At 40.6% G+C, this 12,991-nt stretch carries 11 protein-coding genes; 10 read left to right on the top strand and 1 reads right to left on the bottom strand.

What is annotated here, in order from left to right:
- The 9 genes from O0550_RS17535 to spo0A all read left to right on the top strand — a co-directional run bounded on the left by O0550_RS17535 (position 1) and on the right by spo0A (position 10,070).
- Positions 1 to 897: a polyprenyl synthetase family protein gene (locus O0550_RS17535; protein ID WP_003343904.1), complete on the top strand. Its 897-nt coding sequence runs from the start codon at positions 1 to 3 to the stop codon at positions 895 to 897.
- 154 nt (positions 898 to 1,051) lie between these two features.
- A complete protein-coding gene (gene dxs / locus O0550_RS17530) occupies positions 1,052 to 2,938 on the top strand; it encodes a 1-deoxy-D-xylulose-5-phosphate synthase (RefSeq protein WP_035318886.1) in 1,887 nt (628 codons plus the stop codon).
- Between the two features lie 8 nt (positions 2,939 to 2,946).
- The gene (locus tag O0550_RS17525) at positions 2,947 to 3,774 is read left to right on the top strand and encodes a TlyA family RNA methyltransferase (protein WP_003337880.1); all 828 of its coding nucleotides are present in this window, start codon (positions 2,947 to 2,949) and stop codon (positions 3,772 to 3,774) included.
- Between the two features lie 184 nt (positions 3,775 to 3,958).
- On the top strand, positions 3,959 to 4,261 hold the full coding sequence (locus O0550_RS17520) for a hypothetical protein (protein WP_254068538.1): 303 nt from the start codon (positions 3,959 to 3,961) through the stop codon (positions 4,259 to 4,261).
- 253 nt (positions 4,262 to 4,514) lie between these two features.
- Complete coding sequence (locus O0550_RS17515; RefSeq protein ID WP_258426948.1) at positions 4,515 to 5,372, top strand: NAD(+)/NADH kinase; 858 nt, start codon at positions 4,515 to 4,517, stop codon at positions 5,370 to 5,372.
- A 4-nt stretch (positions 5,373 to 5,376) separates the two neighbouring features.
- On the top strand, positions 5,377 to 5,826 hold the full coding sequence (gene ahrC, locus O0550_RS17510; protein ID WP_003337877.1) for a transcriptional regulator AhrC/ArgR: 450 nt from the start codon (positions 5,377 to 5,379) through the stop codon (positions 5,824 to 5,826).
- Between the two features lie 12 nt (positions 5,827 to 5,838).
- Positions 5,839 to 7,563 carry a DNA repair protein RecN gene (recN, locus tag O0550_RS17505; RefSeq protein WP_258426947.1) on the top strand — a complete coding sequence of 575 codons (1,725 nt, stop codon included), beginning with the start codon at positions 5,839 to 5,841 and terminating at the stop codon, positions 7,561 to 7,563.
- 109 nt (positions 7,564 to 7,672) lie between these two features.
- On the top strand, positions 7,673 to 8,998 hold the full coding sequence (gene spoIVB / locus O0550_RS17500; protein WP_003337875.1) for a SpoIVB peptidase: 1,326 nt from the start codon (positions 7,673 to 7,675) through the stop codon (positions 8,996 to 8,998).
- A gap of 289 nt (positions 8,999 to 9,287) precedes the next feature.
- Positions 9,288 to 10,070 (top strand): sporulation transcription factor Spo0A, encoded by a 783-nt coding sequence (spo0A, locus tag O0550_RS17495; protein ID WP_003337874.1) that lies wholly within the window; start codon positions 9,288 to 9,290, stop codon positions 10,068 to 10,070.
- A 661-nt stretch (positions 10,071 to 10,731) separates the two neighbouring features.
- Here spo0A and O0550_RS17490 read toward each other — a convergent pair.
- Positions 10,732 to 10,917, bottom strand: a complete 186-nt coding sequence (locus O0550_RS17490) for a hypothetical protein (protein ID WP_003343892.1) — start codon at positions 10,915 to 10,917, stop codon at positions 10,732 to 10,734.
- 717 nt (positions 10,918 to 11,634) lie between these two features.
- Between O0550_RS17490 and O0550_RS17485 the strand changes: the two genes are divergently transcribed.
- Positions 11,635 to 12,615 (top strand): HRDC domain-containing protein, encoded by a 981-nt coding sequence (locus O0550_RS17485; RefSeq protein WP_258426946.1) that lies wholly within the window; start codon positions 11,635 to 11,637, stop codon positions 12,613 to 12,615.
- Positions 12,616 to 12,991: the final 376 nt, after the last annotated feature.

The following is a 12,991-nucleotide window of genomic DNA, read 5'->3' as shown; positions in this document are numbered from 1 at the left end:
ATGAGTTTTCGTTTGAAGGATTATTTAAATGAAAAAATTGCATTACTGGAAGCTGAATTACCAAGAGCACTATCTACAGAAGGCGTTCCTAGCGAACTGTACGAATCAATGCACTACTCATTGATGGCTGGTGGGAAGCGGTTACGTCCCATTCTTGTTCTAGCGGTACTGGAAGCGTTTCAACAACCAATTGAACGTGGCCTTCCATATGCGATAGCCTTAGAAATGATTCACACTTACTCATTGATCCATGACGATCTCCCTGCTATGGATGATGATGATTTACGTAGGGGTAAACCGACTAATCATAAGGTATTTGGTGAAGCCACTGCTATTTTAGCAGGAGATGCCCTACTGACAAGAGCGTTTGGCCTAGTGGCTAGCTCTTATGTACATCATCCTGAGGTTAAAGCTGAAACAACTGTCCAATTGATAGCTGAACTTGGGCAACGTGCCGGTGAACGAGGGATGGTAGGTGGTCAGATGGCTGATATTATGGGAGAGGGCAAACAGCTTTCCCTTGAGCAATTAGAGTATATCCACTTACATAAAACAGGCGATCTGCTGATTGCGGCCTTGCGAGGCGGAGGATATTTGGCAGAAGCAACACCAAAGCAATTGCAGGCCCTAACTAATTATGCTGTTAAGATCGGACTAGCCTTCCAGATTAAAGATGACATTTTAAACGTTGAGGGAGATGCGGCATTGCTTGGTAAAGCTGTAGGAAGTGATGCGAGTAAAGAGAAAGCAACCTATCCTGCGTTACTTGGACTTGCTGAATCCAAACGACGTCTAGCTTTACTTGTGAAGGAGGCTCAAGCTGAGCTTGTAGCAGTAAAGATTAATCATCCTGCTCTCTTTGCACTAGCGGAGTATGTGATGGAGCGTGTAAGCTAGCATAAAGGATTTTTGCCTAAAGAGAGATATCATTACTCTCTTATGGTTTTTTACATAAGAAAAGGATATAATGCGTGTACGTGTAATTTTTTGTGAAGCATGATGTATGATTAGTATGGAAGGTTTTGCGACTTAGTGAAAGCGAGGGGTTACAGTGTTGCTTGAAAACATGAAGAGCCCAGATGATCTCAAGCATTTGACAATCTCCCAATTACAGCAGTTGTCCGAAGAAATTCGTCGGTTCCTGATAGAAAACCTCTCTAAAACAGGGGGACATTTAGCTCCTAACCTAGGAGTTGTGGAGCTAACGATCGCACTACACTATTGCTTTAACAGTCCAAAGGATAAAATTTTATGGGATGTTGGTCATCAAGCCTATGTACACAAAATTTTAACTGGACGAAAAGATGATTTTCCGACACTGCGTCAATATAAGGGATTGTGCGGTTTTCCAAAAATGGCGGAGAGTGCTCATGATGTTTGGGAAACAGGGCATAGCAGCACTTCGTTGTCAGGTGCCATGGGCATGGCGAGCGCCCGCGATTTGAAGAAGGAAAATTACCATGTGATAGGTGTCATTGGAGACGGTGCATTGACAGGTGGTATGGCTTTTGAAGCCTTAAATCACATTGGTCATGAGAAGAAGAATGTAATCGTGGTCTTAAATGATAATGAAATGTCCATCGCGCCAAATGTAGGTGCTATGCATAACTATCTGGGCAAATTACGTACAGATCATATTTATAATAGAGCTAAGGATGAGGTAGAAAGCCTACTCAAGGCGATTCCCGCTGTAGGGGGAAAATTGGCTCAACTGGCTGAAAAGGTCAAGGATAGCATGAAATACATGCTTGTATCCGGTATTTTATTCGAAGAGCTGGGCTTTACGTACATTGGTCCTATTGATGGACATAACCTAGAGCTTGTGATTGATTCACTGCGTACAGCTGCGAATACACGTGGACCGGTCTTATTACATGTGATCACCAAAAAAGGAAAAGGCTATCTGCCAGCAGAACAAAACGCAATGAAATGGCACGGAACAGATACCTATAAGATTGAATCTGGTGAAATGATTAAAGCCGTTGCTGCTGCGCCTGCCTACAAGAGTGTATTTGCTGATACGTTAATTAAGCTAACACAGCAAGACGATCGTATTGTAGCGATTACACCGGCTATGCCAGATGGTTCTGGTCTCTTAAAGTATGCTTCCGTATATCCTGAGCGAATGTTTGATGTAGGGATTGCTGAACAACATGCTTGTACATTCGCGGCTGGGCTGGCGACACAAGGAATAAAGCCGTTCCTAGCAATTTATTCCACCTTTTTGCAACGTGCCTATGACCAGTTAATCCATGATGTTGCTCGAATGAAGCTACCTGTTGTTTTTGCGGTAGACCGTGCTGGTTTGGTTGGAGCTGATGGAGAGACGCACCAAGGTGTTTATGATATCGCTTTTATGCGTGCTATTCCCAATATGGTCATTATGGCTCCAAAAGATGAGAATGAAATGCAGCATATGATGAAAACAGCGGCAGAATATGATGGCCCTATTTCCTTCCGCTATCCCCGCGGAAACGGTCTAGGTGTCAAAATGGATGAAGAGCTCAAGGCCCTTCCAATCGGTCAGATGGAAGTAGTTAGAGAGGGGAAAGGCGTAGCTGTTCTTTCATTTGGGCATATTTATGACGTTGCTGAAAAAGCCATTAATCTACTGCAAATGGATGGCATCATGCCGATGTTTGTCAATGCACGTTTTTGTAAACCCTTAGACGAGGAATTGCTCTTGCGTCTTGCTAAGGAAAATATGGATATTGTTACTGTAGAAGAGGGCTGTGTACAAGGCGGCTTTGGCAGTGCAGTCATGGAATTTTATGCTGAACAAGGATACCATAATATGGTAGTGGAACCGATGGGGATTCCCGATTATTTTGTTGAGCATGGAAGTGTTAAGGAGCAACGACAAGAAATCAGTTTAACAGCGGAAGCGATCGCTGCACGTGTACGCTCCTTGCTACCAGTAAATAAACAGAGGGCTTAATAACGACTATGAAAAAAGAACGATTAGATGTCTTACTTGCAGATCGAGGTCTGTATGAGACCCGAGAAAAGGCAAAACGAGCTGTTATGGCAGGGCTTGTTATTGTTGCGGGTGAAAGATGCGATAAACCAGGTACAAAATTTCCAGAGGATGTTGCTATTCAAGTAAAAGGTAATATTCATCCCTATGTAAGCCGGGGTGGGCTTAAGCTGGAAAAGGCTATTAAAGAGTTTCAAATTGACTTAACCGATCGGATTATGATGGATATTGGTTCATCCACAGGAGGCTTTACGGACTGTGCCCTGCAAAATGGGGCACGAAAGGTTTATGCCATTGACGTAGGCTACAACCAACTAGCATGGAAATTACGTCAGGATGAACGAGTCGTTGTCATGGAACGTACGAACTTTCGTCATATGGACCCGGCTACTTTTGAACACGAAATGCCAAACATGGCTTCGATAGATGTATCATTTATTTCATTAAGGCTGATTCTGCCAGTGCTGTACACGTTTTTACAAGAAGGTGGACATGTACTAGCATTGGTAAAACCACAATTTGAAGCAGGTAAAGAAAAAGTGGGTAAAAATGGAATCGTTCGGGATGCCAGTGTGCATCGTCAAGTCGTAGAAGAAATCGCCGGATTTGCTACGACATTAGGCTTCCAAGTAAATGGTGTCAGCTATTCGCCAATTACGGGAGGAGAGGGAAATATTGAGTTTCTGCTCCATCTTTATAAACCGCAAGCTGATGAACGTGTAGTAGAACAGGATGAGCCGTGGTGGCTTTCACGTATTGAAGAAGTTGTCGCGGAAGCACATAGGCAATTGAGTTAGGTTAAGCAAATGAATAACAGAACCTCAAATCATTTTCTAATGAGTTTGGGGTTTTTTCTTTATCCTCAAGTCATAAAAATCATTTTGAAAGACGTTTCTTACAAGAAAATTTGATTTGTCCATGTTACATTGTTTATAAGGATGCTAAGTGTTGTCCTTAAAAAAGAAAATAGGAGAGAAGGTTATGGAACTTACGATAATAATGGTTTTAGTTTGCATTGTATTACTGTTAGTCGAAAAGGTTAATCGGCTACAAAATCAATTAAAAAGAATGAATGTTATCCTACAGCAAATTGCTGCTCAGGTTGGAGTTACAAATTATTCTGAGAGTACAAAACCAAATAACAATGTCGTTCTGAATCATCCGATAAATGCAAAGCTACATAGGTTACTTGCTGAAGGCAAACAAATAGAAGCGATCAAAGAGGCAAGAATAGAACTGGGGCTGTCTCTTAAAGAAGCAAAGGAATATGTGGAAAGATTATAATCTGCATAATAAGAAACAGGTTTATGCGATGTTTAGCTTGTTGAATATGGGAAGGAAGCCTTACTCCCCCTATCCATTATGCAAAAAAATATGTATAATTGTATAAAGATGAACAAATGTTAAAGCGAATCCTTCGTTTCAAATTAATCAAACGAGTAACCCTCATCTGAGATGATCAGCAAGAATTCATGGGGATCAGATTCGCGTAATATCCCTGCTAGGAGCAGATGATCAAAGATACTGGGGTGACACTGTGAAGTCCATTGGAATTATCGCGAACAAGGGCAAGCCTAAAGCCCGCGTGGTCGCCCGTGAGTTATTATACTTGTTGGAAGCGCGTGGGGCAAAAGTTTATTTGGAACAAGATTTAGCAGGAGTGATCGGTCGAGAAGATGTGGCTATACCCCTTTATGACTTTTCAAAATATGTGGAGATTCTTTGCGTGCTTGGGGGAGATGGCACCTTACTCGGTATCGCTCGGCAGCTTGCAGGTCATAATTTACCAGTGCTCGGTATTAATCTTGGTACATTAGGCTTTTTGTCAGAGGCAGAGCCAGATAATCTAACCGATGCCGTAGAGAAGCTACTATCCGGGCAATACTATACAGAAGAACGAAGTATGCTCACCACTGAGTTGTACCGACAAGGTGAACGACTTGCCACTTATACAGCTATGAATGATATTGGGATCACCAAGGGATCATTCTGTCGGATCATTAAGTGTTCCGTTTATTCAAATGGATTTTATGTAGGAACTTTTAGTGGAGATGGGATTATTGTCTCCAGCCCGACTGGCTCTACGGCCTATTCGTTAGCAGCGGGTGGTCCCATTGTAGCTCCAAATGTTGCCATGCTTTTGCTTACACCAATAGCTTCTCATTCTTTGACGGCGAGACCTATCGTACTGGCATCAGACCAGCGCCTTCGAATTGAGGTAGATGCTGTGCATGATAAGATTGGACTTTCGATCGATGGTCAATTTGGTTCTCGTTTAGAGGGCGGAGATGAGATTTTTATTGAGCAATCCAAGCATGTTACACCGCTGATCAAATGGACACAGGGCAATTTTTATGAATTAATTCGAACTAAATTACAAGGTGAATGGGAGTAAATGTATGAATAAAGGCCAACGACACATCAAAATCAAAGAGATCATCATGAATAATGATATAGAAACACAGGATGAGCTCGTAGAATACCTGCGTTCAAACGGGTACAGTGTAACACAGGCAACTGTTTCACGTGATATTAAAGAACTGCATTTGATAAAAATCCCGATGAGTGACGGCCGTTACAAATATTCTGTACCAACGGACCAAAAGTTTAATCCATTGCAAAAAATGAAGCGCGTGCTATTGGATTCCTTTGTGAGCATTGATTTTTCTGAAAATCTGATCGTACTAAAGACAATGCCAGGAAATGCTAATTCCGTTGCTGTTCTGATTGACAATTTACATTGGAATGAGATAATGGGTTGTGTTTGCGGTGATGATACGATTTTAATCATTTGTCGAACCAAAGAGAATGCAAAAGAAGTGTCCCAACGCTTCTTAGACATGCTATAAGGAAGGGTATGCATGATCCACGAACTAACCATCCGCAATTTTGCGATTATCAAACACACCACGATCTCTTTTGGGCATGGGCTTAATATCCTGACAGGAGAGACAGGGGCAGGTAAATCTATTATTATCGATGCGCTAGGGCAATTGCTCGGTGATCGCAGTTCAGCAGAGCTTATCCGTTACGGAGAAAAACGGGCAGAGATAGAAGGTCTGTTCGAATGTAAGCCAGGGCACCCTGCTTACGCCGTCTGTGAGAGCTTCGGCATTCAGGTTGACCCGGATGGTATCCTGGTTGTACGTCGGGATATTTCCTCTACGGGTAAAAGCATCATTCGCGTTAATGGCCAGCTAATTACGTTAGCCATGTTACGAGAATTAGGACCGTGGCTGGTAAACGTACACGGTCAGCATGATCATCAGGCGCTTATGCAATCAGATAAGCATATTCGCTGGCTCGATGCTTATGGAGAATCTCGCTTGGCTGGAACAAAGCAGGAATTCAGTCATTTATATCAAAAATATCGCAAAGCCATGCAGGATTTATCACGAATGGCTAAAAACGAGCGCGAATTAATGCAGCGCATTGACCTATTAAGCTATCAGTTAAATGAAATTGAAGCGGCAAAATTAATCCCTGGTGAAGATGAGAAGCTCATGCAGCAACGTAAGAAGTGGGCTAATATTGAAAAAATATTTGCTGGTGTACAGGATGCTTACATGTCCCTTTATGGAGATCAGAGGGGACAAGATTGGCTTGGGCACGCTATGGGAGAATTGGAGCGGGTACAACAATATGATGAACAGCTAGTTCCGATCGTAGAAACGATTCAAAGTGCCTATTATCAGGTAGAGGACACTGTTCAACAATTGCGTCATATAAAGGACCGTTTGGATTTTGATCCTGCTATCCTAGCTGAAGTAGAAGGCAGATTAGACCAATTATCTGGATTAAAGCGCAAGTATGGTAAGTCCGTAGATGAGATTTTGGAATATGCAGCAGGCATACAGGATGAACTAGATGAAATCCAGCATTATGATGATCGTTTGCAACAAATGGAAAAAACACTCCGTGAAGCCGAAGCTGATGTAGCTATTGAGGCGCTGGAATTAAGTACGCTGCGCCGTGAGTTAGCAGTAGAGCTTGCTAACCTAATTGAGCATGAGCTAAAAGAATTGCATATGGAGCGAGCACGTTTTGCAATTGAGATTAAGCATATTCCAGACGAGCGAGGTATTGAGGTTGAGGGGAATCGAGTTAGGGTGAGTTCTCGCGGGATTGATGAGATAGAATTTTTGATTGCGCCGAACCCAGGTGAACCTCTGCGCCCCTTAACTAAGATTGCGTCTGGAGGGGAATTATCCCGTGTCATGCTCGCGATTAAAAGCATACTAGCTACTACCGAGCAGGTGGGTACTCTGATCTTTGACGAGGTAGATACGGGTGTAAGCGGTCGAGCTGCTCAAGCTATTGCGGAAAAATTGGCACGAGTAGCGAAACATCGTCAAGTGTTATGTATTACGCATTTACCGCAAGTAGCTTCTATGGCGGATGCCCATTTTTATATTCAAAAGCAGATGGATGAACAGGAGACCAGCACAACGGTTGTCCTCATGTCTTCGGAAGAGCGTGTGAACGAGCTTGCTCGTATGCTTGGCGGAGCTGAAGTTACAGAGAAAACAAAAGAACATGCTAAGGAAATGATTCTCCTTGGAGAAGAGCGGAAAGCTGTCAATTGAAATTGACAGCTTTTTGGTGTTATAAACAGGTGGCGTGCAGGTAACATTAAATATTAGTAAGTGAGGTGTAGCTGTAGGTGTAGGTAGGGAAGCTAGGAGTGATTGCTGGGTGATACGAAATCACAAAAGAAAATGGATTGGATCTCTGCTCTTACTCTTGACCGCGTTTATTGTTACTTCAACCCCCTTTCATGATGTAACCTCTTTACCCAAAGAACTACGGTTGTTTGAAGGTTCCCTTAGCCAATTAAAGCTTTCCGTACCTGTAATGGGAACACTAGTAAACAGTAACCCCGAAATTTTGCAAGTAAACGGAATAGAAGCCCGTGAAGTACACGTCGATTTTAGCCAACCATTGCAAGTGGCACCCAAAAAAGTAGGGCAGGCTCGTCTGCAATGGCGAGTTGGCAAGCTTCCCATTAAAGAAGTTAAGGTTAATGTGCTCCCTGATCTGAAAGTCATACCTGGCGGACAATCAATTGGTGTTAAGCTACAGACTGCTGGCGTTCTTGTAGTTGGCCATCATTTGGTTGATACAGGTAAAGAAAAAGTTTCACCTGGTGAAAAATCTGGCATTCATGTTGGAGATATGATTGTCAAAATGAATGATCTGTACATTAATGACATGAGTGAAGTCAAAAAGATTGTAAATGAAGCTGGTGCAAAGAACCAATCTATTCAACTCATGGTTGTACGTGGAAAAGAAAAGATCGTTTTGACACTTAAACCAGCACAAGACAAAAAAGATAATCAGTATCGCATGGGACTTTATATTCGTGATTCCGCAGCAGGTGTGGGTACGTTAACTTTTTATGAGCCAGAATCAAAGGCATATGGAGCTCTTGGTCACGTCATTTCAGATGTAGATACAGGACAGCCTATCGTTGTGGGAGATGGACAAATCGTGCAGGCTAGTGTTACTTCCATTGAGAAAGGGCAGAGTGGTAATCCAGGTGAGAAATTCGCCCGCTTTTACAATGAAAATGAAGTGTTAGGCAACATTTCTAAAAACACCCCGTTTGGCATTTTCGGAAAAATGTATGACAAACCCAAAAGAGCAAAGCGAAATGAACCATTGCCGGTAGCATTAGCTGAGCAGGTAAAAGAAGGTCCAGCAAAAATTTTAACAGTCGTGAATGGACAAGAGGTAGAAGAGTTTGAGATTGAAATTGTCAATGTTGTAAAACAGCATTTTCCTGCAACTAAAGGGATGATCATTAAGGTTAATGACAAGCGATTATTAGAAAAAACAGGTGGAATTGTACAAGGTATGAGCGGCAGCCCTATTATTCAAGATGGGAAAGTGGTTGGAGCAGTTACGCATGTATTCGTCAATGATCCTACTTCCGGCTATGGTTGTTTTATTGAATGGATGCTTCAGGATGCGGGTTTGACGATAAAACAACAACAATCTATGGGTCTCAAGGCGAGCTAAATGCTTGCTTGAGACCTTTTTACATTCTTGTTTTTGATGAATCAAATACGGAGGATAGCAAAAGTTCTACAGCAAATCACACGATACCCCTTCTATAAAAATCTGATCATTGGTCCTTTTACTCTTATTTGTCGAATCATCAGAGATATCATTCAATCTTTCGTCATGGGCAGGAGTTAAAAATGACCTGTCGAATAATTTACCATAAGGAATCAAGAGAAACGTACTTCTTCACAGGAAAGAAGTGTTAGATCATGCACTGTGATCGAATGCGTAAGGAGGAACGAATTTGAGTAAGATAAGCGTAGTATTAGCTGATGACAATCGTGAGTTTGTAGGTCTTCTTGAAGAGTATATTAACACTCAGAGTGATATGAGCGTAAGCGGTGTCGCTTATAACGGAAATGATGTATTAAAGATCGTCCAAGAGCGCGTTCCAGATATTATCATTTTGGACATTATCATGCCTCATCTGGATGGCTTGGCTGTATTAGAACAAATTCAAGCGATGCGACTAACACCTCAACCTAAAATCATCATGCTGACAGCATTTGGCCAAGAAGAGATTACAAAGCGCGCGGTAGAACTTGGGGCATCTTACTATATATTAAAGCCTTTTGACATGGACATTCTTGCACAGCGAATTCGTCAGATGATCGGTAGCAAGACCTCTTTTATCCCCGTAATGAAAACTTCTTCTATGATACAAAATAAAGGACGTAATTTAGATGCCAACATAACCAGCATTATCCATGAGATCGGAGTGCCTGCTCATATTAAAGGATATTTATATTTGCGAGAAGCGATTACGATGGTCTATAACGATGTTGAACTATTGGGTTCTATCACAAAGGTACTATATCCGGATATTGCTAAAAAGTTTAATACAACAGCCAGTCGTGTAGAGCGTGCAATCCGTCATGCGATTGAGGTGGCTTGGTCAAGAGGTAATCTGGATTCCATTTCTAGCTTGTTTGGCTATACGGTTTCTAATACCAAGGCAAAACCTACGAACAGCGAATTTATCGCGATGGTGGCGGATAAGCTGCGGATTGAGGCGAAGATTAGCTGAAGACGATACCTACGCTGTTTTCACGTTAAGCTAAGCGTCCTGTTCCCGTCAATTTTTACTTGTGGCTCGGTCGAGATTCCAATAAATTTTTCATCGTCATTCCAATAAAGTTGGTCTTTTCACCTCCGTATTTTTTACGTAGTTAGTCGGAAAGATCGCTTGACCCAAAGTGTCCCCGAATATTTATTGCGAATCAACTTTAACTGGAGGATAAGTTAGAAAATAGTAGAATACCTTCGCGGATAAAACTCACGATTTCATTGCGCTAGTCCTTCGGGGCTGGCGTTTTTTATTTGGATTATACTGGGGAATTTAGTGAGAGTGGTTATTGATCTACATTCAAACTGTAGAAGAGATACGGCTGGAAATGGAGAGCTATAGTCCGCATGCAGATTATGTACGTATGAATGGAGTGAGAGACCATAGTAAGTAAAGAAAAATAAATGTAAATAACTAAAAGAATAAAAGAGCCTCCCTTTAAAGGAGGCATTAGCTTAAGTTATTTGATCACATTGCTCAACCTGACAGAAACTTTGTTGTTCAGCAGCGATTGCGGCACTAGAAACTGATAAGATCATCAAGGCACTAATTCCTATAGTAAATATCTTTTTCATATAATCGATCCCTCTTAGAAGTGTAGTGATTTAATTTTCAGAAAAGGTTACCATGCACAAATCTCTTGCATATTCCCTCTAGTAGTTGGTGGGCATTTAGGATGAGGACCTACTGGACAATCCGTCTTACCATTAGGATTGCACAAAGTTGCAAAAGTAGGCTTAGGAGAAATTGTAACCAAGCCTCCAACGATTAAGGTAGCTGTAAGAAATACACCCATTAGTTTCTTCATAAAAAATGATCTCCTCTGCTGTTAAATTATGTATTAAGCATTATTTATATTATTATATTATTTTCTGTGTTTCAAATTTTTCGAATAAAAGAGCAATAATTTAATAGTATAAAATCTAAAAAAAGATAAATCGGGTGGGAGGTATCGCGATGACTATAGTATGCGGAAGACCCTACGTTTTATTTGACCCAAAGCAGACAGCGGCATTAAAGCGAACTGAACGAACGATTGTATCGTAAACGGATTGAACGAAGCTTCGGGGCGCCTAAAGATAAAGCATTAACGTTTATCACTGACCTCCACGGAAAACCGTAAGAGTATTGGACACATATAGAGGTCATAGAGATCATCGACGATTTACGCGAATAAAACGCCCTACCAAGAGGTAGAGCATGCTAAATAGTCTCGCTTATTTATCGTTGCTACAGTTTTAGGGAATAGTCAAGTAGAATAAAGAACCTCAGCTATCCTTTTATAGGGTTCTGTGGGATTGATACCTTTTAGTCATAGGTTCTATGTGTGTGACAAAATTAGGGTAATCAATTAGAAGAGAAGTCCTTCGATTTTAAATGCTACGAAATAATTAGTACAGCAGGCTTATATAAGATGGGAATAACAAACTTAATTAGTAATTATATGGTATAATCTTACTATCAAATAAGGATAATGCTTTTACTTTTGTCCTAAAATTAATCAAATTTTCAAGGGGAAGCGTATATGTCTATATTCAATAAATTATTTGGTCAAAAAAGGACAATCCAAAGTCCGACATTTGTTAAGGATTTCTCAAAAGATAATCCTCAGCTTTCTGCCCTTAATGAGCTTTTAAACAAGGTTGCAGATGGAGAAAAGAAGGATTACATTGAGAGGGATATTAAGTCTCTTACATATGGACTTGCTGGCGAGAATAATGTCTACTTTGAACTAAAAAATTCATTCCTGCCAATTTTGTGTTTACACGATGTAAGGGTAGAGTATGAGGATTATGTTGCTCAGCTTGACTTCGTTGTCATTTCTAATAAGTTTATCTGTATTTTAGAAACGAAGAAATTAAGTGGAAATATCTCGATTGACCAAGAAGGTAACTTTGTAAGAACCATAAAACTTAGATATGGAAAAGAAATTGTAGAGGGAATTTATAGTCCTGTAACTCAAAATGCAAGGCATATCGATATTATAAAACATGTCTTGTCAAAAGAATTGAAAATCAGCAATATACCAATTTTATCTCTTGTAGTCATGGCTAATCCCAAAACCATTATTAATAAATATAGTTGCCCTGCTGAGATAGAAAACTCAATTATCAAATACGATCAAATTAAAGCAACGCTGGAAAAATACCAGAATGATAAATCAAATACATATGACTTAGCTGAGAAGGATATGTATGCAATTTCAAATTTGCTAGTCAGGCTACATACACCAAAGCAGATGGATTTCGTTGCAAAATATCGGTTTTCGCAAGAGGATTTTCAAAAGAGGGATGAAACTTTACTTCGTGAAGAACTAAAATCGTACAGGCTTCAAACTTCAAGAGAAGAGAACATCAAGGCTTACTACATCTTCAATAATAATGAGATGGAAGATATGATAGCGAAATATCCGAGAACCAAAGAAGAGCTACTTACTGTTAAAGGCTTTGGACAAGTTAAAGTTGAAAAATACGGCGAGCGAATATTGAATATTTTTAATGGCTAATTGGATTATTATTACAATAATTTACTATCAAAAGCCAGATCAGGCTCATTTAAAAAAGAAACATTACACTGTTTTTTTTGATGGTTTACTGATGGTGAAAACTTGATTATGTATAATATTTACAAAAAGGATTGTTTTACAACAGCTCCACATTTGTTACACATATTGGACGGACATCTCGTTGTACTTCGTCTACTAAATTTGTGGACGCTTACACGCTATTTTACGATGAAAAGAGGGCGGGAATTACTTGACGACCGCCCTCTTCTTCATATTGATAGACAATAAAACTTGGATAAGTTATCTTCTGTGATGGAAATGTAAACAATCTCGAAATTCTCGATGACATCTTCTGTTGCATCGGACATTATCGTGT

The sequence above is a fragment of the Brevibacillus halotolerans genome (assembly GCF_026891775.1).
Taxonomy (GTDB): domain Bacteria; phylum Bacillota; class Bacilli; order Brevibacillales; family Brevibacillaceae; genus Brevibacillus_B; species Brevibacillus_B halotolerans.
Note: the sequence above shows the minus strand (reverse complement) of the source record. Positions and strands in the feature narration are given on the sequence as shown.